Genomic DNA, 21,758 nt, shown 5'->3' on the forward strand with positions numbered 1-21,758 from the left:
CAATATAACCATGGTTATAACGCCAAGGAGGCGACCATGAAGCTCAAGATCACCACGGTCGGCAACTCTGCCGGCGTCATCCTGCCCAAGGATCTCCTGGCACGCCTCCGCCTGGAAAAAGGCGATGAACTCCACGCGCTCGAGACCCCCGACGGCATCCGCCTGACGGTCTACGACCCCACCCTCGCCGAGCAGATGGAGGTGGCCGAGCAGGTGATGCGCAGCCGCCGCACCTTGCTTCACAAGCTGGCCCAATGAAGCAGCCTGGATGATCGTCTGGATCAGCCGGGCCTTGGCCTTGGCCATCCATGACCGGCAATTGGCCGAGCATGGCGGCGCGACCGGCATCCGCGACGAGGGCTTGCTGGAATCAGCGCTCGCGCGTCCTAGGCAGCTGCACACCTACGGGCAACCCACACCGGATCTGGCCGATCTGGCGGCCGCCACGGCCTTCGGCCTGGCGCGAAACCATCCTTTCGTGGACGGCAACAAGCGCATGGCGGCCGTGGCCTGCGAAGTCTTCCTCGTGCTCAATGGCGCCACGTTGTCGGCGGAAGACCACGAGCTCTATCCGCTATATCTGGGCCTGTCGGAAGGCAGTCTCGGCGAAGCCGACTTCGCCGCATGGCTACGCCCGCGGATCATCGCAAAGGCTCCAGGCAAGGTGCAGGAACCCTCTCCCGCCTACCGTCCCTGACGTCGACGCACTCACCGTCGTCCCAGCGAAAGCGGGGACCCACTTTGCCTTTGCCTTCCAACATACGGAAGGAGAGTCATCCCCTGGGGCAATGGATTCCAGCTTGCGCTGGAATGACGGCTAGGCGGTGACCGCACGGATTCGGATACGCCAGCCCCGTCGTCCCAGCGAAAGCTGGGACCCATCCTGCCGTTGCTTTTCCTTTCGCGGATGAAGCGTCAGGCGGCCTGTTCCTCAGCGCGCTCGACCATGGTCTCGGCCATCTGGCGCCAGCTGGGCAGCTGGTCCAGCACGCCCAGCGACTTCAGGTAGCTCTCGTCCACCGGCTCGTTGCTGGCCAGTGCGCCGGCCACATGCACGGCACCGGGCACCCAGAAGCTGCGCAGGCTGGAGCGCTGCGGCTGGCGATGGAACGCCACCGCCTCGACGATGGGCATCGGCAGGCCCCACAGGCCCAGCAGGTAGGCGCCGGCTTCGGTGTGACCCGGGCGGTCGTCGTCTTCGGCCACCGGCGTGTCGCGCTCGTCGCGCACGCCCGGCAGCAGCAGGCCGATGTCGGCCAGCAGTGCCGCCGTGGCGCCGAGTTCGGAACTGGTGCGCGGCAGGATCTTCGCGGCCAGGCGCGAGGCCAGCAGCGCGCGGTGCTGCAGGGCGGTGCGGTCCACGCTGGAGGCGGTCTTCATCGAGAAGACTTCACTGGCCAGCACCAGGTCGCGCAGCGTGCCCAGGCCCAGCCGCGTGACGGCCGCGCGCAAGTCGGTGATCGCGCGCCCGTTGGAGAAGTAGGCCGAGTTGCACAGCTGCAGCACCTTGGCGGCGATGGCCGGATCGCCCGCCACCAGCTTGGCGATGTCGTTGGCCGTGCCTTCATCCTCTTCCAGCGCGCGGGTCAGCGCGAAGTACAGGTGTGGCGGCGACGGCAGGTGTTCGACCCGGCCGATGGCGCGGCGCAGGCGTGGACTGTCCAGCAGGTCGCGCAGTTCTTCCAGGCTGTGGATCGCCTCCAGCACGGTTTCCGACGACAGCGGCAGCGGCAGGAAGCGGTGCGCCACGCCGATCAGCTTGATCGGGGCGGCCAGGCTGTCATTGCTGCCTTCCAGCAGCGCGATGCGGATGGTCTCGGGACGCAGCGTGCGGATCTGCCCCAGCAGCGTGGCCGGCGGCAGGTCGGCCAGCGCGGGCCCCACCATCACCACGTCGACCGGGCCGTTGGCCACCGCGAACATCGCCGACTTGCCGTCGGCCACCGTTTCCACGGTCCACTCGTCTCCCATGTCGCCGATGTAATCGGACAGATCGTCAGGCAGGCAGGCGGTATCGCCAACGTACAGAATGCGCAAAGCACTTCCCCTTGTTTCGTGCAACCTTCAACACGCGCCCTGCTCGCAGGACACGGACCGGATGAAATCTAGCAAGGGTGTCGGCCGCGACGGCGCATTCTTGAGGCGCGATGCGGGGAATGCGCAGTCCTTCACACTCCGCTGTCGGTGGATCCCCGACATGCGACCCTTCAGAAGCGCAGCTTGCCCAACAACTGCGGCCCCCGGTTGTCGAGATTCAGATTGCCGTCGAAACGGGAGCGTGTGAAATCGAGATCCACGTGGTTGTAGTTGTAGCGCAGCGAAAACCCGAAGCGCTCCCATGGGAAGTACTCCAGTTCCACCTGCGCATCCATCGCATCGCCAGTGACGTTGCCGCCGTTCTTGCGCGTATAGGCCAGAGACGCACCCCAGCGCCATCGCGCGGACAGCACATGGGCGTACTGCGCACGCAGCATCGGCGCCCAGGCGTCTTCGGACAGGTCGTTCGCGTACGCCACCGGTGTGCCGCCGACGGTGGCCGCCGCATCCAGGTCGGCGACGATGTCGTAGCGCATCGCGCCCAGGCCGATGCCGAAGGCACGCTTGCCGTCCTGCAGGAACATCCAGGTGTATGACACACCGGTGACATCCAGGTCCAGTCGGCCGGTGAAGGCGGCATCGACCGGGTACGTGCTGTCGCCGATCTCCAGATCGCGATCCAGGAAGCGCGCGCTGGCGTCCTTGTAGTCGTAACCGAACGCATCCAGCGCGTGATGGCGCGCCTGGCCGAAACTTCCGCCGATGCGCCATGCCAATGCATCCTGCCGGTCGACGAATCCCAGGTCACGCTGGAAATTGACGTTTGTGCCGAGCGAACCATCGCTGGCGTCCCACCGCGTGTCCAGGTCGTGGTCGGCCGGGTAGCGCCCCGCCGCCAGATAGAAGCGATCCACTGCAGGAAGCGTGTCCTGCGCAAGGACAGGGGATGGCAGGCCTGCGCAGACCAGCAGCCCGAGGACAGCGATACGGTGCATGGGACGGCTCCTGTGCGGAGAACAGGGGGTACGTCATCATCGGCAGCCCGACCCGGCCAGCATCCGCCGGAGGCCAGGGACGGTCAAGGTGGATCGCGGGCGAACGGCGGCTGCGTTTCCGTTCCCCCACTCGCCGGCTGCGCAAGATGCAGCAGCAGGTGCGCCAGCGTCACCACGTCCTGGAAGTTGTGCTGCAGCACCCGCCGCAGCAGGCCGGCATCGCCGCCGCGCAGGTACTGCAGCCACGCGCCGGGCGCTTCCGAACCGGGGAGGTCGTCTTCGCGCACGATACCGAGCGCGCGGCGTTCGATGGTCGCCAACCGGCAGTTCTCCCAGATGCCGCGGTAGCGGCGGCGCGTGGGGAACAGCAGGTCGAGGTGCTCGATGCCGGCCAGCGGCGAGCCCTGCCGCGCCAGCCGATAGCGTGCGGCCAGCAGCGGCGCGTCGTAGCAGCGGCCGTTGTAGCTGACCAGGCGCGTGTCCTCCGCCAGCCAGCGCGAGAATTCGCGCAGCATCGCCGGCTCGGCCGACAGGTGGGTGATCAGCAGTTGGCGCACGCGCAGGCCGCCGGGCACGAAATCCGACGCCCCCACCATGAAGGCGCGCGTGCCCGTGCCGCCGGACAGTCCGGTGGTCTCGGTATCGAAAAACAGCATGTTGGCCGTGGGCAGCACGCCTGTCCGGGCGAACGTACCGTCGACCTGCGTCGCAACCCCGTCGAACGCCAGGACCTGCTCCAGTCGCAGCAGACCCGGAGCGATCTCGTCGCCCGGCAGCGCGCGATCGCAGGCGCGCGCGGGAACGGAAGGTTGCGAGCGCTCGCGGATGCCCAGCATGCGACGCAGTGCCGGCAACGGGTCATGCGCCGGCGGCAACGGCGCGGACGGCGACACGCCGCTGCCGTGCCCGGCCTGGCGACGCAGCCGCTGCAGTTTCTCCAGGCTGACGCTCATGCGGCATCCAGCAGCTGCAGCACACGTGCCGCCAACGTACGCGGCGTGGTTTCGGCGTCCTCGTCGTTGGCCAGCACCGGACCGACACAGGCCGGGCACCCTGCCCGGCAGTCGCAGGCCGAGACCAGTTGCGCGGCGCGCTGCACCAGTTCGCGCTGCCGTCGCCACAACGGCTCGCTCAGGCCGATGCCGCCGGGATAGTTGTCGTACAGGTACGCGGTGGGGATGAAACGGTCCCCCGACACCGGCGACAGCACCTGGCTTTCGGTGCCGCGCAACTGGCCACGCCCCTGTGCATCCGGCAGGGCGAACCAGGCACCGTCGCCATCGCCCACCGCCTTCTGCAGGTCGCGCCCTTCGGCCATCACGGCGACGGTGGCGGCGATGTGCAGTGCGTACGCTGCACCGAGGAAGCCGTCCAGCGCGTCCTGTCTCGACTCGAAAGCCGATTCCAGCAGCGCCGGCGGCAGTTGCCACCACACGCTGGTGGTATGCATCTCCTGGTCGGGCAGGTTCACCGGGCCATAGCCGATGTTCTCGTGGGTGTAGTAGCGGATCTTCTTGTATCCGGCCACCCGCCGTACCACGTGCACCTCGCCGTGGTGGCAGGTACCCTGCCCGGCGATGCAGCCATCGAAGCGCTCCAGCACCTTGAGCTTGGTGTAGTCGATGGCATCGGTGTAGTAGTCCACGTGGGTGCGGGTGACATAGGCCTTGCGCCCTTCCCAGTCCAGCCGCTCCACCTGGTAGGGCGTGGACTGGATCATGTGGATGGCCCCCTCGTACAGCGTCAACGGCACGCCGCTGAAATCGACCTCGGCGATGATCACCTGGCGGCCATCGGTGCGGTCCACCACGACGAAGTTGCCGTCGGCCACCGAGCGCAGGCTGACCGCATTGGCCGGATAGCTGTCGGCGATCCACTCGTAACGGTCGCCTTCGCGATGCACCACGCTGTCCTCGTCCAGCAGCTGCAGGTAGGGCGTCGGATCGACCGGCCCGAACGGTTCTCCGGCGAGGAACGGCAGTTCGAACGCGGCGCAGCGCACGTGGTCCAGCAGGATCATCGGCTGGTCCGGCGCGATGCGCGCATGCTCCGGCGGGCTGTCGGCGAAGAACTCGGGATGCCGCACCACGTACTGGTCCAATGGCTGCGAACTGGCCACCAGGATGCCCAGCGATGCCTGCTGTCGTCGCCCGGCGCGTCCGAAACGCTGCCACGTCGCCGCGATGGAGCCCGGATAACCGTTCAGCACCACCGCATCCAGGCTGCCGATGTCCACGCCGAGTTCCAGCGCCGAGGTGGAGACGATCCCGTCCACGCGCCCGTCGCGCATCGCGCGCTCGGCCTCGCGCCGTTCGGTGGGCAGGTAGCCGCCGCGGTAGGCGCGTATGCGTGCCGGCAGTCGCGGATCGCTGTCGAACACGTCCTTCAGGTACTTGGTCAGCACCTCGACCATGGTGCGCGACTGGGCGAACACCAGCGTCTTCAGTCCGGCCTTGATCGCCAGCCTTGCGATGCGGTTGCTCTGCGAGCGGGCCGACGCGCGCAGGCCCAGGTCGGGATTGACCACCGGCGGATTCCACAACAGCACATGCTTCTCGCCCACCGGCGCTCCGGACTCGGTGATCGCGTGCACCGGCAGTTCCAGCAGCGCCTCCGCGTGCGCCTGCGGATTGCCGATGGTGGCCGAGCAGACGATGAACTGCGGGGTGGCGCCGTAGAACGCGCAGACCCGCTTCAACCGCCGCAGCACGTTGGCGACGTGGCTGCCGAACACGCCACGATACGTATGCACTTCGTCGATCACCACGTAGCGCAGGTTCTCGAAGAACTGCGCCCACTTGGTGTGGTGCGGCAGGATGGCCTGGTGCAGCATGTCCGGGTTGCTGACCACGATGTCGCCATGCAGGCGGATGGCCTGGCGGGCATCGCCCGGGGTGTCGCCGTCGAAGGTGAAGGCCTTCAGACCCAGGTCGCCGGCCTTGCTCAGATCCAGCAGCTCGGCCACCTGGTCCTGCGCCAGCGCCTTGGTCGGGAACAGGTACAGCGCCTTGCCCTTGCGCGACAGGGCCGAGGCGACCACCGGCAACGTGTAGCACAGCGACTTGCCGGAGGCCGTGGGCGTGACCACCGCCAGGTGATCGCCGCCCTGTGCATGCCGCCACGCCTCGGCCTGGTGCGAATACAGGCGTTCGATGCCGCGGCTGCGCAGGGCCATGGCCAGTGCTGCCGGCAGATCGTCCGGCAGCGCCTCGTAGCGTCCTTCCCGCGCAGGAAGGACGAACTGCCCGGTGACGCGGTCGCGGTACTTGCCCGCCAGCCGTTCGGCCAGCGCGCGCCCATCGGCATGACGTGCGGGGAGCAGTGCGGCCTCGTCGGCCTGGCGTCGGATAAGCGCGGTCTGGGCGGGCATGTCGGGCTCTCGTGGAGCGGCGTATATGACGCCGCATGCGTCTCAACACCTGAGACTGACCGCCGGCTGATCGGATGTCCCCGCCTCAGCTTTGTGATCGGCCTTTGAAGAGATTTCTCACCCTTGGGTAACGGTTGGCGCGATACCACTGCCGGCATAACCGGAGAATCTGCATGGACCCCCACCTCTACCACGCACATCTGGACACGCTGCGGCAGGTGTCCCGCTCCCCCGTTCTGCAGGATGATGAGTTCGCCGCCTTCATGGCCTACGACTATGGCCGGCGCCGGCGCCTGCACCCGGATGTGGGCTGGGAAGATGCCTGCCGGGCGTACGCGTTCGCCGCCGCGTCCTACGCCGAGCATGCGGGCGCGCTCGACCTCGACACCGAGCTGCGTCTGGAGGACCACTGGGACCGCCTGCGCGGCGAAGCCGGTCCGGATTGGCCTGTCGCACGTACGCTGCTCCGGGAAGCCTGGCGCTGGCTGGACGAACACGATCCGGTCGCGGCCCGAGCGCATTGACCTGGGCCGCGCACGACGGGACGACGAACGGTTGGCCGTTCGTCGTGCGGACGGTCGTGTTCCTTGGCGCAGGGGCGAAAACAACGACAAGAACCGGCAAGGGCGTTGACCACGCGCCTCCTTGGGGAGGAAGGGTGACGCGTTGCCACAGGGGGCCTTGCGACAGCATCCGCTGCCGCGAAGGGCAGACGCAGGCGGCTGTCATGGCATTGCAAGCCGCATTTCATCCCACGGGTGCACCCTCGGCCAGGTCTTGCGCCATGGAGGGAAGCCCATGCCCCGCCTGCCCGATCCGTTCGCTCACGCCTGGACGGACACCACCATGCCTTGCGCTGTGATCGACATCCAGTCCGAACTGCGTTTCTGGGAGGACACCTTCGCGTGCCAGCCCTTCCACCGGCCCGGCACGCCTTTCCGCTGCTACGTGCCTACACTCAAGTTCGCGTACGACACCTACCTGCTCTCGCGCAGACGCTCGCTGCACGAACTCCTGCCCACGCTCCCCGCGCGTTACGACGCCGCCATCGTGCGTGGCACCCGCCTGGACTGGCCCTGGGCCAGGGCGATCATCGAACGCGTGTGGGCACGGCTCAACGCCCCGCTGGAAGAAGACCCTCCCCTGTTCGCTTTGCCTCCGGCGCTGCTGGAAGAGCGCGCGCTGCTCGACCACGCCATGCAACGCCGAAGCGATGTTCACGCCATCATGGCAAACGTGAACCAAAAAGGGCCCACACGGTTAAATCCGCGTTAGAACGCCCTTTATTTCACTTAAGCATCACTGCCCGGAACAAAAACTTTCCCCGTCACCACCACATCGACACGGGGGATTCACCATGGCCAGCCAGTCCCGCAACCGCCACGCCACCGCGCAGATCGTCGACATCGATGCCGAACTCGCCTACTGGAAGACGCGCCTCAATGAGGACACCTTCCAGGTGGTCGGCGCCACCGTCAGCGACCTGGAGAAGTGCCTGAAGATCGGCTACGACGCCTACCTGCTGCACCACCGGCACGACTTCGACGAGATCGCGCCTTCCCTGCGCGACCGGCTGCAGCGCTACTGCCCCGATACGCCGATCGGCTGGTACCGCGCGCAACCCATCATGCGCGCGGTCTGGCAGCGGCTGAAGCCGTCCGTGGGCCACGCCTGACCGGTTCTTGGCGCGCCTGCAGGCCTCGGGGCCTCAGGCGCGCAACCCCAGGGCGTGCTCGATCGCCCCGAACAGCGCCTGCACCTGCACCGGCTTCACCACGCTCGCCGCGCAATCGTGGTCGTCGGCCTGCCTGTCGGGTTCGCGCAGACGCACCACGGGGCCTTCGAAGCCCGCCTCTTTCAACACCGCCAGCACGTCGGCGGCCGACAGCAACAGGATGTCGTCGTCGATGACCGACAGTGCAGGCAGGCCGTTGCGCGCGATCTGCTGCAGCGCGTTGGCGCCATCGGGCGCCATCACCGGGTCGTAGCCCTGGGCGGCCAGTGCATTGCCCAGCAGCGACAGGCGCGTCGCGTCGCCATCGACCAGCAGGATCCGGCGTCCGCCACCATCGAGGAACGCGGCATCTTCGGCCCCGACCCATTCGTCGGCGACCGGCGCCGGCAGATGCAGTTCGAACACGGTGCCACTGCCCAGCGTGCTGCGCACCTCGATGCGTCCGCGCGCCGACTCGACGATGCGCTTGCAGGACATCAGGCCCAGCCCGGTCCCGCTGGCCTTGGTGGTGAAGAACGGCGTGAACAACTGCCCGCGCGTGGCTTCATCCATGCCCGTGCCCTCGTCGGACACGCGCAGCACCACGTACTCCTGGCCGTCGGCGGCCACCGTGGGCGTCGCCGACAGCGTCAGCTGCCCGCCGCGCTCGGCCATGGCCTGGATGCCGTTGAGGCACAGGTTGATCAGGCACTGCTGGAACTCGGTGTAGTTGCCCTCGATCAGCAGATCCTCCGGCGGCGGCTCCACCACCAGGCGGACCTGCCGCGACAGGCTGCCCTGCAGCAGCAGCTGCACGGCGCTGAACAGCGCGGCCACGCTGATCGTCTCGCTGGCCTTGCGCGAACCGCGCACGAACGAGAGCATGGAATCGGCCATTTCGTGGCCGCGCTTGCCGCTTTCGGAGATCACCGCGCCCAGGCGCAGGATCTTGGGATCGTCGCTGTACGTGGACAGCAGGTCCGGCACGATCAGCAGCGGCTGCAGGATGTTGCGCAGGTCATGGCTCAGACCTGCGGCCAGCATGGCCAGGCAGTCCAGCCGCTGCGAGCGCATCAGTTCCTTCTCGGCGTGCTCGCGTTCGCGCTCGGTGCGCGCCTCGCGGATGGCGCGCGCCACCGCCGACGGCAACCGCGCCGGCGTGTGCTTGAGCACGTAATCGCTGGCGCCCTGCTGCAGCGCCCTGACCGCCGCCTCCTCGCCGATGGTGCCGGAGAAGAACACGAACGGCAGGCGCGGGTCGTGCGAACGCAGGATGTCCAGGGCCTGGTAGCCGGAGAAACCCGGCAGCTCCATGTCCGACAGCACCAGGTCGAACGGATCGCCGGCCAGTGCCGCGCGCATGTCCTCCGCACCGTCGACGCGCAGGAACTCCGCGTCCAGGCCGGCCTCCAGCAGTTGCTCGATCAACAGTTCCGCATCGAGCTCGGAGTCTTCCACCAGCAGGATGCGGACGCGGCCCAGCGGGGCACCGGAATGCGGCACGGCTCAGTCCCTGATCGGTGTTTCGTTGATGACGGCCCAGAACGTGCCCAGCGTCTTCACCGCCTGGAAGAACTGGTCGATGTCCACCGGCTTGACCACATACGCGTTCACGCCCAGGTCCCAGCTGCGTGCCAGGTCGCTCTCCTCGCGGGAGGACGACAGGATCACCACCGGCAGGTGTTTCAGCTTCTCGTCGCCACGGATGTGCTTCAGCACCTCCAGCCCGTCCATGCGCGGCATCTTGATGTCCAGCAGCAGCACCGACGGCAGGCCTTCCTCGCGCTGTGCATGGGCGCCACGGCGCAACAGGTAGTCCAGCGCCTCCACCCCATCCTCCACGTGAACGATGGGATTGGCGAGGTTGGCCTCGCGCAGCGCGTCGATCGCCATTTCGGCGTCGGCCAGGCTGTCTTCGGCCAGCAAGATGGTGCGGATGGCGCTCATGCGTCTTTCTCTCGGGAAGGCGGAGCGTCGAGCGCCGCGGGAAGGGTGAAAAAGAAGGTGGCGCCCTGGTCGGGCACCGATTCGGCCCAGATCCGGCCGCCATGGCGGCCCAGCACGCGGCGCACGCTGGCCAGGCCGATGCCGGTACCGGGGAAGTCGCTGGCCTTGTGCAGGCGCTGGAACACGCCGAACAGCTTGCCGGCGTATGCCATGTCGAACCCGGCACCGTTGTCGCGCACGCTGAACAGGTGGCTGCCATCCTCCTGCCGCCGGTGCTCGACGTCGATGACCGCGCGCTCGCGCTGGCTGCTGTACTTCACGGCGTTGCCGAGCAGGTTGCTCCATACCTGGCGCATCATGTTCTCGTCGGCCAGCACGATGGGCAGCGGCGCGATGCGCCACTCCACCCGGTCGGCGCGGCCCTCGCCCAGTTCGGAAGCGTCGAGCATGGCGCGCGCCTCGGCCACCAGCGACTGCATGTCCACCGCCTGCAACCGCAGCGCGCCACGGCCCAGCCGCGAATACACCAGCAGGTCGTCGATCAGCTGCGACATGCGCCGGGCCGAACCGCCGATCACCTCCAGGTAATGGCGGGTCTTGTCATCCATGCCCTCGCCCAGGTGGCGGCCCAGCTTGTCCGAAAAACCGGCCACGTGTCTCAACGGCGCACGCAGGTCGTGCGACACCGAATAACTGAACGCCTCCAGTTCGCGGTTCACTTCCGACACCTGCTCCACCTTGCCTTCCAGCTGGCGGTTCAGCGCGGCGATCTCCTGCTGCGCGGTCTTCTGCAGCGAAATGTCGCTGACGGTCACCAGCACGGCGTGGTCGTCGCCCTCGGGCAGCGGCATGCGGCGGGCATTCAGCAGCACCGTGCGGCGCAGTCCGTCGGCGGTCTCCTGCTGCAGCTCGTAGTCCCAAAGTTCCCGGCCGCGCGCCAGCACGTCGTCCAGGCGCTGGCGCATCACCTTGTCCTGCCAGGCGGTGCCCAGGTCGTCCAGGCTGGACACCCTGTGCCCTTTCTCGATGCCGTAGAGTTCGGCGAAGGCGCTGTTGTGCATCTGGATGTGCTGCTCGCCATCCAGCAGCACGATGGGCTCGCGGACCGTATCCAGCACCACCAGGGCGCGCTGGCTGGCCTGCGCAGTCTGCTTTTCGGCAGCCAGCCGCCGGGCCGCCTGCCGGGCCAACGACATCAGCACCAGCGACAGCAACAGCAGCTGCGCGCCCAGGGCGATCATGCGGATCCACTCCATGCGCTGCCGCTGTTCGGTGGCCTCGCTGTTGCGCTGCTTCAGCAGCGCCCGCTCATCACTGAGGATCTCGTCCAGCAGGCCACGGATCGGGAAGCGGGTCGCCAGGGGCGCCACCACGTTGGCGCGATAGGCGTCCGGCGCCAGCAGCAGCTGGTCGACCACTTCGACGCGCGCATTGACCAGTTCGCGCAGCCGCCCCACCCGGATCAGCTGCTCCGGATTGTCCGCCGTCAGGCGGGCGAGGCTCTGGAACCGCTCCGGCAACGACTCGCGCCCCCTGCGTAGACGTTCGCGCGCCAGCGGATGATCGGCGCCGAGCGCGATCAGCATGGCCGACGCTTCCATTTCGCGCACGTCCAGCGCGAGCCCCAGTACGGTGGCTTCCACCTCATGCGTGTGGATGACCGCGTCGGCCGCTTCCTGCGTGTCTTGCGCCAGGCGCTGCAGCAGGATGACCGGACCCACCACGATCAACAGGATGGCCAATCCCAGCAGCAGCAGGCGTCCCTTGCCCCATGCATGCGGGGTGCGATCCTCGTTCATATTCCCCTGGCGTCCGATGGACGCGCAGCAGACCCGACAGTCGCTGCGCGTGGAAAGTCGGACGATGCTATCGCAGGAATGTCACATTGGGAATGAAGAAAAATCCGTTCAGGAAACGGGCGCCACGCACACGCGGTCACGCCCCTCGCGTTTGGCCGCATACAGGGCGAGATCGGCGCGACGCATCAGCTCGCGCAGGGTCTCGCCGGGCCGATGCTCGGCGACGCCGGCGGACAGCGTGGTGACCGCGCCTTCATGCTCGCCACCGAACTCGCCGCGCACGTACTCGGCGAAGGTCCGCGCCGAGCCCGCATCGTGCCCTTCCAGCAACACGGCGAACTCCTCGCCGCCGATGCGTGCAGCACACCCGCGGACGCCCGCACGCGCCTGCATGATCGCGCCCAGGCGTTGCAGTACGGCATCGCCGCCGTCGTGACCCAGCCGGTCATTGATGCGCTTGAAGAAATCGATGTCCAGCACCACCAGTGCCAGCGGCACGCCGGCGGCGGCGGCACGCGCATGCGCCGCTTCGGCTCGCTCGCTCCAGCCGTTGCGGTTGAGCAGGCCGGTGACCGGATCGGTGCTGGCCTGCTGGACCAAGCGTCGGCGCATGCGCCAGGCCGAGACCGCAAAGTCGCTGCGGTAGCCGGCCAGCACCAGACCGAAGCCGATGGTGGTCAGCGTGTACAGCCAGTACAGCGCACTGCCGGTGCCGGGCGCGCCGTACAGCACGATGCGCAGCTGGGCCATCGCCACGATCAGCAGCGCGAACGCCAGCAGCGATACCGGACGCACCATCAGCGCCATCAGCGCCAGCGGCAGCAACTGGAACAGGCCGGTACGAAGGGCCAGCTGGCCGATCGCGCCGGGCAGCGGCATGCTCATGAAGATGCCCAACAGCAACGTCGCCAGCAGCGTCAGGACCAGCCGGTGCTGCCATTGCGGCAGACGGGCCACCGCGGCCGCGCAACCGGCCACCACACTGGCCATCAGCATCTGCAGCCAGCCGGGGTAGCCGATCGAGGGCGTGGCGCCCGCCACCTCGAACACCGTGATGATCGCCAGCAACACCGCGCCGCACAGCAGCACGCCGCTGACGATCGGCCGGGTGGCGCGCAGCTGGGCCTGGGTCAGATCCTCCCGCTCGACGCTATCCAGCCCCTGGGTGGACTCGCGCGCGAAGAAGCCGCGCAGGCGGTGCAGAATGTCCACCGCCATGGGGGAAACAGGTGGCTGCGCACCGGTACGACGCGGCGCACCGCTCACCGGCTTCCCGCGCTGCTCCCCCCGCATGGAGCTAGCCGCCGAAGGTCGCGCGCATGCGCGCTTCATCGGGCTGCTCGATCACGCCCTTCTCGGTGACGATGGCGTCGATCAGCGACGCCGGGGTGACGTCGAACACCGGATTCCATGCCGGCACGCCTTCGGCCACCGTGCGGGTACCCGCGATGCCGAGCAGTTCGCCGGGGTCGCGCTCCTCGATGTGGATGGCATCGCCGTTCGGCGTGGCCATGTCCACGGTGGACGAAGGCGCCACCACCATGAACTTGGCGCCGTGGTGGCGCGCGGCGATGGCCAGCTGGTAGGTACCGATCTTGTTGGCGGTATCGCCGTTGGCGCAGATGCGGTCGGCCCCGACGATGACCCACTGCACGGCACCGGTCTTCATCAGGTGCGAAGCGGCCGAATCCGCGATCAGCGTGGCGGGAATCCCGTCCTGCAGCAGCTCCCAGGCGGTCAGGCGCGCACCCTGTTGCCATGGGCGGGTCTCGCCCGCGTACACCTTGCCGATGCGGCCCTGCGCCACGCCGGCGCGGATCACGCCCAGCGCGGTGCCGAAGCCGGCCGTGGCCAACGAACCGGTGTTGCAGTGGGTCAGTACGCCGCTGCCCTCACCGATCAGCGCCGCCCCCAACTCGCCCATGTGGCGATTGGCGGCCAGGTCTTCCTCGGCGATCGCCAGCGCTTCCAGCTCCAGCACGCCACGCCAGTCGCCGCCGGCGGTCTTCAGGGCCGCACGCATGCGCGCCAGCGCCCAGGCCAGGTTCACGGCGGTGGGACGCGCGGCGTTGAGGCGCTGCAGGGCGGGTTCAAGCTTGTCCGCCGCCTCGGCCGGCGTGGCGGCCATCACCTCGCGCGCGGCCAGCACCACGCCCCAGGCGGCGGCAATACCGATGGCCGGCGCCCCGCGCACGGCCAGGTCGTGGATGGCTGCGGCCACCTCGTCGCTGGTGGTGCAGCTGAGGTATTCCACCACGAACGGGAGCTTGCGCTGGTCCAGCAGTTCCAGCGCGCTCCCGGTCCAGCGGATGGGACGGATGCGGTCGTAGCGGGCGTAATCGACGGTGTCGTTCATGGGGCCATTGTACCGGCCCCTCCCCGCCTCTCCTCACATCCGCAGGATCACCAGCTGCGGAACTCGGCCCGGCAGCCGTCGGTCACCCAGACACCGCGGGCGTCCCGGCCCCAGGTGCGGCCTTCGATGCAGGCGGCGTTGGACAACTGGCGGACCAGCTGCACGCGGCCACGCCCGTCCACACCGCAGGTGCGGGTGCGTCCCTTCTCGGACTCGCAACGGAAGGTCCGGCCGTAGCCGTCCCCGTATCCGTTGTCGTAGCCGCCGTTGTTCCAGCCGCCGCCATTCCAGCCGTGGCCCCGGCCGTACACCTCGAACTCGGCCCGGCAACCGCGCGACACCCAGATCGCATTGCGATCGCGACCCCAGCTGTAGCCTTCACTGCACGGGGCCTTGGAGAACTGGCGGACCAGACGCACCTCGCCGCGGCCGTTGACCGGACAGCTGCGCGAACGCCCGTCGATCGATTCGCAGCGGATGCGCTGCGCACTGTCCCAACCGCCACCGCGGCCGCTGGCGAACTCGGCGCGGCAACCGCGGTCGACCCAGACGCCATCCCGCAGCCGGCCCCAGTTGCGGCCTTCCTCGCAGCGCGTCTTGGAGACTTGCCGCACCAGCCGCACGCCGCCGCGCGTATCCATGCGGCACTCGCGGTAGCGGTTGTCATTGGAGTCGCAGCGCACGACCTGCCCACCGCCGTAATAGCGATCGTCGTACTGCGGTGCAGCCTTCGCGGCGACGGTGCCGAACAGGGCGACAGTGCCGAGCACCAGTGTTGCGATCAGCGAGCGTTGCATGGCGAGCGTCCTCGTGGGTGTTGGACCGCAATCTACGCAGCGATGATGAACGCGCGCCCACGTAACCGTTTGCAGGCAACACCCACGCGGGGCGTGTTTGGCTGGCTTTCAGGCGCGCGCGAAATCGAAGGCGACCACATCCGCGATGCGCGGTGTGTCGAGCATCGCCATCAGCAGCCGGTCCACGCCGAGCGCGACGCCCGCACAGGCCGGCATGCCATGCGCCAGCGCGGCGAGCAGGCCTTCGTCGATGGCGGGCGCGTCCTCGCCCCGCACGCTGCGTGTCGCCACGTCGCGTTCGAAGCGCACACGCTGCTCCGCCGCATCTGTGAGCTCGTGGTAGCCGTTGGCCAGCTCCAGCGGGCCCAGGTAAAGCTCGAAGCGTTCCGCCACCGGCATGCCGTCGCGCTCCACCACCTTGGCCAGCGCGCACTGGCTGGCCGGGTAGTCGTGCACCACGCGGATCTGGTCGTGGCCGAATGTTGGCTGCAGACGGTGGGTCATCAGCAGGTCCAGCCAATCGTCGCGGGTCAGGCCGTCGCCGTCGATGGCGATGCCGGCCGCGGCGTTGCGGACCGTCTCCAGGTCGGCCGTCATCGGATCGACGCCCAGCTGCTGCCGGTACAGATCGCGGAAGCTCACACGCGCTACCGTGGCCGAGCGCCCGACCATCGACAACGCCGCCTGCACCAGCGCCACCGTCTCGTCCATCAGCGGTTCCAGCGTCCAGCCCACGCGATACCATTCCAGCATCGTGAACTCCGGGTTGTGCCGCCCGCCGGCTTCGCCATCGCGGAATACACGACCCAGTTCGAAGCAATCACCGACGCCTGCGGCCAGCAGGCGCTTCAGCGGAAACTCCGGCGAGGTCCGCAACCAGCGCGTGCGCGACGCGCCGTCGGTACGGCCGGAGAATTCCAGTGCGAAGGAGGCGATGTTGGGGTCGGTGTTGCCGGCGCGCGACATCATCGGCGTCTCGACCTCCAGCACGTCGCGCGCGAAGAAGAACTCGCGCACCAGCCGGTTGACCCAGGCCCGCAGGCGCAACGCGTCGCGCGAGCCGGACGGTGCCCAGTCGAGGTCGGCGACGCCTTCGCTCCAGCCGGGCCCTGGTCGCCAGCGGCTCACGCACCGCTCCCGTGCTGCGCCAGGAACGCCAGCAGCTGCGCTTCGTCCCAGATCTCGATACCCAGCTCCTGCGCCTTGGCCAGCTTGGACCCGGCGGCTTCGCCGGCCACCACCAGGTGCGTCTTCTTCGACACGCTGCCGGCGACCTTGGCGCCCAGTGCCTCCAGCTTCTCCCCGGCTTCGTCGCGGCTCATGGACGCCAGACTCCCGGTCAGCACGACGGTCTTGCCGTCCAGCGGTCCGGCGGACACCGCCACATCCGCCGGCGTGATCGCCCGCAGTTCGTCGAGGGCCGCACCGCAGCGCGACAGCAGCTGCGCGTTGGTCTCGTCCTCCAGCCAGGTGGCGAAGGCGTTGGCCGCATCGCTGGGCAGACCGGCGGTGACGAAGTTGTGCACCGGCGCATCCAGCAGCGCCTGCACCGACGGGAATGCCGAGGCCAGTTGCTCGGCGCGCACGCGGGTGACCTTGGGAATCTCCAGGTCGACCAGCACCGTGGCCAGCTCCAGGCCGGCGCGCAGCTTGCCCGAAGGGGGATGCGTATCGCCGATCACCACCCCGCGCGCCAGCAGGTCGTCGATGGCCTGCTGGTTGCCGGGCTGGTCGAGGAAGTGGCCCAGCGAGCGCGCCACTTCGCCGCCGATGTCCGGCACCTGCTTGAACAGCGGCCACGGCAGGCGACGGATCACCTGCAGGTCGCCGAACCACTGCGCCAGGGCTTTGGCGGTGCTCTCACCGACGTGCTGGATGCCGAGACCGAACAGGAAGCGCTCCAGCGTGGTCCGGCGGCTGCGGTCGATGGCCTCGATCAGGTTTTCGGCCCACTTGGTCGCCACCTTGCCCGATTTCACCGTCTCGGGCGTGGTGCCATCGCGCTCATCGACACGCCGCTTCATCTCCAGCAGGTCGTCCAGCGTCAGCTTGTACAGGTCGGCCACGTGCTGCACGAAGTCCAGGTCGCTGAGATCCTCGACGAAACGTTCGCCCAGGCCCTCGATGTCCATCGCCCGGCGCGAGGCGAAATGGATGATCGTCTCCTTGCGCTGCGCCGGGCAGGTCAGCTCGCCGCTGCAGCGCCACACCGCCTCGCCCTCCTCGCGGACGATCTCCGAGCCGCAGACCGGGCACTGGGTCGGCATCTGCCACGGCACGGTGCCGTCCGGGCGCCGTTCGGCCACCACACCGACGACCTCCGGGATCACGTCGCCGGCGCGGCGCACGATCACCGTGTCGCCGTTGCGCACGTCCAGGCGTGCCACCTGGTCGGCGTTGTGCAGGGTGGCACGGGTGACGGTCACGCCGCCCACGTGCACCGGTTGCATCAGCGCCCACGGCGTCACGGCGCCGGTGCGGCCGACATTGACCTCGATCGACTCCAGTACCGTCATCTGCTCCTGCGCGGGGAACTTGTGCGCGATCGCCCAGCGCGGCGCGCGCGAGACGAAACCCATCTCGCGCTGCCCTTCCCCGTCGTCCAGCTTGTAGACCACGCCGTCGATGTCGAACGGCAGCCCGTCGCGTGCTTCGCCGATGCGACGGTAGTAGTCGAGCAGGCCTTCCACACCTTCCACCACCTCGCTGAGGCTGCTGACCGGGAAGCCCCAGCCGCGCAGCTGCTTCAGCGTGGCCGAGTGCGAATCCGGCAGTTCGCCGCCCTCGACCAGGCCGGTGCCGTAGGCGAAGAACGCCAGCGGCCGCTGCGCGGTGATGCGCGGGTCCAGCTGACGCAGCGAACCGGCGGCGCCATTGCGCGGGTTCGCCAGCACCTTGCCGCCATGCTTGCGGGCGTACTCGTTGTACGTCTCGAAATCGGCGCGCGGCATGTACACCTCGCCGCGCACTTCCAGCACGTCCGGCCAGCCGGTGCCGCGCAGGGTCAAGGGGATGGCCTTGATGGTGCGCAGGTTGAGGGTGACGTCTTCGCCGGTGGCGCCGTCGCCGCGGGTGGCGCCCTGCACGAAGGCGCCGCCTTCGTAGCGCAGGCTGATCGCCAGGCCGTCGAGCTTGGGCTCGGCCGAGAACCGCAGCGCCGGGCGCTTCAGCCGGTCGGCGATGCGGCGGACGAAGTCCTGGACCTCTTCGTCGCTGAAGGCGTTGCCCAGCGAGAGCATGGGAATGGCATGGCGCACTTCGGCGAACTTGCCGGCGGGCGCATTACCCACCCGCTGGGTGGGCGAGTCGGCGGTGACCAGATCCGGATGCGCTGCCTCCAGCGCCTCCAGTTCGCGCAGCAGGCGGTCGTACTCCGCATCCGGGATGCTGGGCTCGTCCAGGACGTAGTAGCGGTAGTTGGCATCCTCCAGCTGGCGGCGGAGGTCGGCGATGCGTGCGGCAGGGGTCGGCGGCGTCATAGGTGAATTCTAAGGCCGCGGGCCGTGACGGGAGGTGCAGGCCGGCAGGGTCGAGGGCCGCCCCTGGTCTCCGTGGCGTGGCGTTGCCGGGTCCGCTGTCGGGCGATGGCGCTGGGAGCCCCATCGATGGAGCTCGGAATGCCAACCGCAAGGCCCACCTGCTCCATCGATGGCCCTCGAAGAGCCATCGATGGCTCTCAAAGCCCGATCGATGGGGCTCAGGGAGCCATCGATGGCATTCGGAGTGTGATCGATGGGGCTCGGAGTGTGATCGATGGAGCTCTGAAAGCCATCGATCGGGCGCCTGTGCTCGATCGGTGGGATTCCGAGCCCGGCCGATGGGGCTCCGAGCACCATCGATGGAGCTCCGCGTGCCATCTCCCGCTAGAAATGTGAGAAGCACGGCGCGTGGCACGCCCGCTATGGGCCAGGTCAGGCGTGGAACAGGTACAGCACGTCCTCGTCCAGGTCGCGCAGGACCTCGGGCAGTGCCGCGGTCACTTTCACGCGGCGGCGTTCGCGTAGGGTCACGTCTTCATCCAGCGGACCGTGGTACTGGTGGAGCACCAGGCCGAGTTCGCGGACGTGCCCCGAGGCCAGCACCGCGCGCACGAAATCCGTCCAACGCACCAGCGCCTCCCCGTCCCGGGCCTGGAACGACGCCTCTGCACTCTCGCGCTTCTGCGCCAGGGCACGTGCGACCTTCGCCGCACTCCAGCCCTTGCGAGCGAGTTTTCGCGCTTCTTCCCCTTCGTCGGACCCACGCGAACGCGATTGCCCCAGCGGCGCATCGCAGTCGCAATGGCCGAGCGTCGTCAGGAAATACGACTCGCCCGCTTCCAATTGGCCCTCAACCGACGGACTGGGCAAGCGCTGGAACTGCCGACCATGCGCACGCGCAATCGCATCCAGCACAGGGATCGGCGCGGTGACGGGCAGCATGGCGGTGACGAATCGGCACATGGACGCAGTCTAGCGGACCCGCCTCACGGCATGCCCGCGCCCACCGTCATCCGCACCGGGATGCCCGCCGGGTCGAAGCCGTCCAGGCAGTACACGTTGATGCCGTAGTAGTCCGGCGTCACACGCTTGCGGTGGAACGGGTAGATGCCGCACACCTTGCAGAAATGATGGTGCGCGGTGTGGCTGTGGAACCGGTATTCGGCCAGCGCATCGGCACCGGCGAGCAGGCGGAAGGCGCTCTCGTGCACCTTCACCATCAGCGCGTTCTTCTTGCGGCAGATGGAGCAGTCGCATTGCGTCAGTTCGGGAAAGTCGGTGTCGATCTCGAAACGGATCGCGCCGCAGTGGCAGCGGCCGGTCCAGGTCTGCAGGGGGCGGGTCATGAGGCCTCCACGTTGGCGGGCAGGAACCGCACGACCTTCTGCTTCAGCAAGCGGATGAGCATGGGGTCCATGAAGTCGTAATCGTCTGGGATGTCCAGGCAGATCACCCGCTTGCCGTTGAGGTGGCGCGCGAACTTCGCCGACAGCCGGTTGCGGTGCGCCTTCTCCATCACGAAGATCATGTCCGCCCACGCCAGCAGTTCGGGCGAGACCGGTACCTCGGCGTCATTGCCCAGGCCGGCTGAGGCGGTCTCGATCCCCGGCCAGTCGGCGAACACCTGCTCCGCCGTCGGGCTGCGCAGGCGGTTCTGGGTGCAGATGAAGAGGACGTTGCGGGGCATGCCTTGGGTCAGCGATGGTAGGAGGCCTGCAGGAAGCGCAGTGCAGCCACGATCTGGTCCACGCGCGCTTCGCTGAGCCGACCGATGTGGTCCTGCAGCCTGTGCTTGTAGAGCGAGGAGATCTGCGACGCGATCACCACGCTCTGTCGGGCCAGCCCACCCTCGCCGGCATCCAGCAGGACCACGCCGGGTTCGGGGGCACGATGGAGGTTTGAACTGAGCGCGCAGACCACCACCGTGCCGATCCGGGAGTGATTGAAGACGTCGTCCTGCACGACGACGTGCGGGTGCGGAACGCCCGGAATCGACCCGCGCGATGCATCGGCGGCGACCCAGAAGATGTCTCCGCGGTGGATGACACGCGCCGGAACAGGGGCATCGAGTTCTCTGTCCATGGGCATATGGTAAAGGCGCCACATCCCCGACACGACGTCACCGCAGGATCTTCTCCATCGCCTTCCCCTTCGCCAGTTCGTCCACCAGCTTGTCGAGGTAGCGGATCTTCTGCATCAGGGGATCGTCGACGTCTTCCACACGCACGCCGCAGACAACGCCCTTGATAAGCGATGCACGGGGATTGAGATGCGGGGCGTCGACGAAGAACGCCTGGAAATCGGTCTTCGCCACGATCTGCCGTTCGAGCCCAGCTTGGTCGTACCCGGTCAGCCAGCGGATGACCTCGTCCACCTCGGCCTTGGTCCGACCCTTGCGCTCGGCTTTCTGCACGTACAACGGATACACGCTGGCGAAGGAGGTGGCGAAGATGCGGTGGCCAGGCATTGCGGATCCTCCAAGCGAACCGATGTCATCAAGCGCCATCGTAGGATGGGTGGAGCCGGAGGCGATACCCATCACGAGCTATTGGGTCATCCACGATGGGTATCGCTGTGCTCAACCCATCCTACGTGCTGTGCTTCTCTCCGCCTGCCCACCGCACAAGCCAGATCGACTCCTGCAATGTGGGGCTTCGCTTCGCTCACGCCTGCGCTACGAAATCCATGTCGCTTCCGTGCCGACCAGATGCCATACACCGTTTCTCAGGCGAAGCCTCGATCGCCACCCGCTTCCGCAGCGTGGACCGCAGTGGATGCCGAAATCGACGGTGGCGGATAGGCCTTGGGAGTCCAGCAGATACCGCGGCATATCCAGCGAAATCCATGCCTCCAGCCCCGGATACCATCGTTGAAGGCATGGCAGGGGCGTGTGCTGCCCGTCACGCATCATTCGACTCAGGCACTGGTCGACGTGCTCGCGAAAAGAGGTGGGTCTTTCCCTGCGAACGGATGGGCACCCCCAATCTTCCGGCAACTCGAGCAGACCCAGTTTTTGCCGTCCATCCATCCGATCCTTCGGCGCTGAGGCCGCGATCAACAGACCGGCATCCATGTGGCAGCGATCACCAAGCGCCACCCGTAATACGGTAGCGTCGTGCTGGAGAGCAAACTCCCTGGTCAACACAAAGTGCGGAATCTCGTCCGGCGGCGGTGGCGGTATGGCGGACCGTTCCTTCAATAAAGGGAGCACCATTGCCGCGGCAGACACGCCGAGCATCAACATCATCCATACAGCGATCCGTC

The 21,758-nt window shown here is 67.9% G+C and carries 23 protein-coding genes; 5 read left to right on the plus strand and 18 right to left on the minus strand.

Annotation, left to right across the window (positions count from 1 at the left end; all coding sequences use genetic code 11):
- Positions 1 to 36: 36 nt before the first annotated feature.
- Positions 37 to 258, plus strand: a complete 222-nt coding sequence (locus IAE60_RS14665) for an AbrB/MazE/SpoVT family DNA-binding domain-containing protein (RefSeq protein WP_162110343.1) — start codon at positions 37 to 39, stop codon at positions 256 to 258.
- Positions 259 to 268: 10 nt separating this feature from the next.
- The gene (locus IAE60_RS14670) at positions 269 to 697 is read left to right on the plus strand and encodes a type II toxin-antitoxin system death-on-curing family toxin (protein ID WP_187572813.1); all 429 of its coding nucleotides are present in this window, start codon (positions 269 to 271) and stop codon (positions 695 to 697) included.
- A 218-nt stretch (positions 698 to 915) separates the two neighbouring features.
- Here the strand turns inward: IAE60_RS14670 and IAE60_RS14675 are convergent, their stop codons facing one another.
- The 4 genes from IAE60_RS14675 to IAE60_RS14690 all read right to left on the minus strand — a co-directional run bounded on the left by IAE60_RS14675 (position 916) and on the right by IAE60_RS14690 (position 6,402).
- The gene (locus IAE60_RS14675) at positions 916 to 2,037 is read right to left on the minus strand and encodes an HDOD domain-containing protein (protein WP_244966584.1); all 1,122 of its coding nucleotides are present in this window, start codon (positions 2,035 to 2,037) and stop codon (positions 916 to 918) included.
- A gap of 170 nt (positions 2,038 to 2,207) precedes the next feature.
- Complete coding sequence (locus tag IAE60_RS14680; protein ID WP_187572814.1) at positions 2,208 to 3,032, minus strand: hypothetical protein; 825 nt, start codon at positions 3,030 to 3,032, stop codon at positions 2,208 to 2,210.
- Positions 3,033 to 3,115: 83 nt separating this feature from the next.
- Complete coding sequence (locus IAE60_RS14685) at positions 3,116 to 3,985, minus strand: ribonuclease H-like domain-containing protein (RefSeq protein WP_187572815.1); 870 nt, start codon at positions 3,983 to 3,985, stop codon at positions 3,116 to 3,118.
- Positions 3,982 to 6,402 (minus strand): DEAD/DEAH box helicase, encoded by a 2,421-nt coding sequence (locus IAE60_RS14690; protein ID WP_187572816.1) that lies wholly within the window; start codon positions 6,400 to 6,402, stop codon positions 3,982 to 3,984. The genes IAE60_RS14685 and IAE60_RS14690 overlap by 4 nt, the downstream gene beginning before the upstream one ends.
- Before the next feature lie 173 nt (positions 6,403 to 6,575).
- On the opposite strand from IAE60_RS14690, the gene IAE60_RS14695 reads away from it, so the two are divergent.
- The 3 genes from IAE60_RS14695 to IAE60_RS14705 all read left to right on the plus strand — a co-directional run bounded on the left by IAE60_RS14695 (position 6,576) and on the right by IAE60_RS14705 (position 8,077).
- Positions 6,576 to 6,926 (plus strand): hypothetical protein, encoded by a 351-nt coding sequence (locus tag IAE60_RS14695; protein ID WP_187572817.1) that lies wholly within the window; start codon positions 6,576 to 6,578, stop codon positions 6,924 to 6,926.
- Between the two features lie 274 nt (positions 6,927 to 7,200).
- Positions 7,201 to 7,677, plus strand: coding sequence for a hypothetical protein (locus IAE60_RS14700; protein WP_187572818.1), 477 nt, complete (start codon positions 7,201 to 7,203; stop codon positions 7,675 to 7,677).
- 82 nt (positions 7,678 to 7,759) lie between these two features.
- Entirely contained in the window at positions 7,760 to 8,077 is a 318-nt protein-coding gene (locus IAE60_RS14705) for a hypothetical protein (protein ID WP_185896383.1), read from the plus strand.
- A gap of 33 nt (positions 8,078 to 8,110) precedes the next feature.
- On the opposite strand, the gene IAE60_RS14710 is transcribed toward IAE60_RS14705, so the two are convergent.
- From IAE60_RS14710 to IAE60_RS14775, 14 genes are all read right to left on the minus strand, one after another.
- Positions 8,111 to 9,619: an ATP-binding protein gene (locus IAE60_RS14710; RefSeq protein WP_187572819.1), complete on the minus strand. Its 1,509-nt coding sequence runs from the start codon at positions 9,617 to 9,619 to the stop codon at positions 8,111 to 8,113.
- Positions 9,620 to 9,622: 3 nt separating this feature from the next.
- On the minus strand, positions 9,623 to 10,063 hold the full coding sequence (locus IAE60_RS14715) for a response regulator (RefSeq protein WP_187572820.1): 441 nt from the start codon (positions 10,061 to 10,063) through the stop codon (positions 9,623 to 9,625).
- Positions 10,060 to 11,862, minus strand: coding sequence for a sensor histidine kinase (locus tag IAE60_RS14720; protein ID WP_187572821.1), 1,803 nt, complete (start codon positions 11,860 to 11,862; stop codon positions 10,060 to 10,062). Before IAE60_RS14720 ends, IAE60_RS14715 begins: the two co-directional genes overlap by 4 nt.
- Positions 11,863 to 11,970: 108 nt before the next feature.
- Complete coding sequence (locus tag IAE60_RS14725; protein ID WP_187572822.1) at positions 11,971 to 13,080, minus strand: GGDEF domain-containing protein; 1,110 nt, start codon at positions 13,078 to 13,080, stop codon at positions 11,971 to 11,973.
- 79 nt (positions 13,081 to 13,159) lie between these two features.
- Positions 13,160 to 14,218: an S-methyl-5-thioribose-1-phosphate isomerase gene (gene mtnA / locus IAE60_RS14730; RefSeq protein WP_187572823.1), complete on the minus strand. Its 1,059-nt coding sequence runs from the start codon at positions 14,216 to 14,218 to the stop codon at positions 13,160 to 13,162.
- A 47-nt stretch (positions 14,219 to 14,265) separates the two neighbouring features.
- The gene (locus IAE60_RS14735) at positions 14,266 to 15,015 is read right to left on the minus strand and encodes a DUF3011 domain-containing protein (protein WP_162111088.1); all 750 of its coding nucleotides are present in this window, start codon (positions 15,013 to 15,015) and stop codon (positions 14,266 to 14,268) included.
- Positions 15,016 to 15,123: 108 nt separating this feature from the next.
- The gene (gene epmA / locus IAE60_RS14740) at positions 15,124 to 16,062 is read right to left on the minus strand and encodes an EF-P lysine aminoacylase EpmA (RefSeq protein WP_244966735.1); all 939 of its coding nucleotides are present in this window, start codon (positions 16,060 to 16,062) and stop codon (positions 15,124 to 15,126) included.
- Between the two features lie 77 nt (positions 16,063 to 16,139).
- Positions 16,140 to 18,494: an NAD-dependent DNA ligase LigA gene (ligA, locus tag IAE60_RS14745; protein WP_187572825.1), complete on the minus strand. Its 2,355-nt coding sequence runs from the start codon at positions 18,492 to 18,494 to the stop codon at positions 16,140 to 16,142.
- Between the two features lie 432 nt (positions 18,495 to 18,926).
- Positions 18,927 to 19,457 carry a hypothetical protein gene (locus tag IAE60_RS14750; RefSeq protein WP_187572826.1) on the minus strand — a complete coding sequence of 177 codons (531 nt, stop codon included), beginning with the start codon at positions 19,455 to 19,457 and terminating at the stop codon, positions 18,927 to 18,929.
- A gap of 23 nt (positions 19,458 to 19,480) precedes the next feature.
- Positions 19,481 to 19,840 carry a GFA family protein gene (locus tag IAE60_RS14755; RefSeq protein WP_187572827.1) on the minus strand — a complete coding sequence of 120 codons (360 nt, stop codon included), beginning with the start codon at positions 19,838 to 19,840 and terminating at the stop codon, positions 19,481 to 19,483.
- Positions 19,837 to 20,181 (minus strand): low molecular weight protein tyrosine phosphatase family protein, encoded by a 345-nt coding sequence (locus tag IAE60_RS14760; RefSeq protein WP_162111091.1) that lies wholly within the window; start codon positions 20,179 to 20,181, stop codon positions 19,837 to 19,839. The genes IAE60_RS14755 and IAE60_RS14760 overlap by 4 nt, the downstream gene beginning before the upstream one ends.
- An 8-nt stretch (positions 20,182 to 20,189) precedes the next feature.
- Complete coding sequence (locus IAE60_RS14765; RefSeq protein WP_187572828.1) at positions 20,190 to 20,576, minus strand: type II toxin-antitoxin system PemK/MazF family toxin; 387 nt, start codon at positions 20,574 to 20,576, stop codon at positions 20,190 to 20,192.
- Between the two features lie 37 nt (positions 20,577 to 20,613).
- Positions 20,614 to 20,961, minus strand: a complete 348-nt coding sequence (locus IAE60_RS14770) for a DUF2200 domain-containing protein (RefSeq protein WP_187572829.1) — start codon at positions 20,959 to 20,961, stop codon at positions 20,614 to 20,616.
- Positions 20,962 to 21,168: 207 nt separating this feature from the next.
- Positions 21,169 to 21,741 (minus strand): hypothetical protein, encoded by a 573-nt coding sequence (locus IAE60_RS14775; protein WP_187572830.1) that lies wholly within the window; start codon positions 21,739 to 21,741, stop codon positions 21,169 to 21,171.
- Between the last annotated feature and the right edge of the window lie 17 nt (positions 21,742 to 21,758).

It is taken from the genome of Pseudoxanthomonas mexicana, from assembly GCF_014397415.1.
GTDB classification, from domain to species: domain Bacteria; phylum Pseudomonadota; class Gammaproteobacteria; order Xanthomonadales; family Xanthomonadaceae; genus Pseudoxanthomonas_A; species Pseudoxanthomonas_A mexicana.

Bases quoted from the DNA above. Each gene is read 5' to 3' on its own strand.
- mtnA (WP_187572823.1), bottom strand. From the start codon at position 14,218: ATGAACGACACCGTCGATTACGCCCGCTACGACCGCATCCGTCCCATC.
- IAE60_RS14775 (WP_187572830.1), bottom strand. From the start codon at position 21,741: ATGATGTTGATGCTCGGCGTGTCTGCCGCGGCAATGGTGCTCCCTTTA.
- IAE60_RS14750 (WP_187572826.1), bottom strand. From the start codon at position 19,457: ATGTGCCGATTCGTCACCGCCATGCTGCCCGTCACCGCGCCGATCCCT.
- IAE60_RS14715 (WP_187572820.1), bottom strand. From the start codon at position 10,063: ATGAGCGCCATCCGCACCATCTTGCTGGCCGAAGACAGCCTGGCCGAC.
- IAE60_RS14685 (WP_187572815.1), bottom strand. From the start codon at position 3,985: ATGAGCGTCAGCCTGGAGAAACTGCAGCGGCTGCGTCGCCAGGCCGGG.
- IAE60_RS14765 (WP_187572828.1), bottom strand. From the start codon at position 20,576: ATGGACAGAGAACTCGATGCCCCTGTTCCGGCGCGTGTCATCCACCGC.
- IAE60_RS14705 (WP_185896383.1), top strand. From the start codon at position 7,760: ATGGCCAGCCAGTCCCGCAACCGCCACGCCACCGCGCAGATCGTCGAC.
- IAE60_RS14725 (WP_187572822.1), bottom strand. From the start codon at position 13,080: ATGGCGGTGGACATTCTGCACCGCCTGCGCGGCTTCTTCGCGCGCGAG.
- IAE60_RS14670 (WP_187572813.1), top strand. From the start codon at position 269: ATGATCGTCTGGATCAGCCGGGCCTTGGCCTTGGCCATCCATGACCGG.
- IAE60_RS14735 (WP_162111088.1), bottom strand. From the start codon at position 15,015: ATGCAACGCTCGCTGATCGCAACACTGGTGCTCGGCACTGTCGCCCTG.
- IAE60_RS14700 (WP_187572818.1), top strand. From the start codon at position 7,201: ATGCCCCGCCTGCCCGATCCGTTCGCTCACGCCTGGACGGACACCACC.
- IAE60_RS14770 (WP_187572829.1), bottom strand. From the start codon at position 20,961: ATGCCTGGCCACCGCATCTTCGCCACCTCCTTCGCCAGCGTGTATCCG.
- IAE60_RS14690 (WP_187572816.1), bottom strand. From the start codon at position 6,402: ATGCCCGCCCAGACCGCGCTTATCCGACGCCAGGCCGACGAGGCCGCA.
- IAE60_RS14665 (WP_162110343.1), top strand. From the start codon at position 37: ATGAAGCTCAAGATCACCACGGTCGGCAACTCTGCCGGCGTCATCCTG.
- IAE60_RS14680 (WP_187572814.1), bottom strand. From the start codon at position 3,032: ATGCACCGTATCGCTGTCCTCGGGCTGCTGGTCTGCGCAGGCCTGCCA.
- IAE60_RS14755 (WP_187572827.1), bottom strand. From the start codon at position 19,840: ATGACCCGCCCCCTGCAGACCTGGACCGGCCGCTGCCACTGCGGCGCG.
- ligA (WP_187572825.1), bottom strand. From the start codon at position 18,494: ATGACGCCGCCGACCCCTGCCGCACGCATCGCCGACCTCCGCCGCCAG.
- IAE60_RS14695 (WP_187572817.1), top strand. From the start codon at position 6,576: ATGGACCCCCACCTCTACCACGCACATCTGGACACGCTGCGGCAGGTG.
- IAE60_RS14720 (WP_187572821.1), bottom strand. From the start codon at position 11,862: ATGAACGAGGATCGCACCCCGCATGCATGGGGCAAGGGACGCCTGCTG.
- IAE60_RS14760 (WP_162111091.1), bottom strand. From the start codon at position 20,181: ATGCCCCGCAACGTCCTCTTCATCTGCACCCAGAACCGCCTGCGCAGC.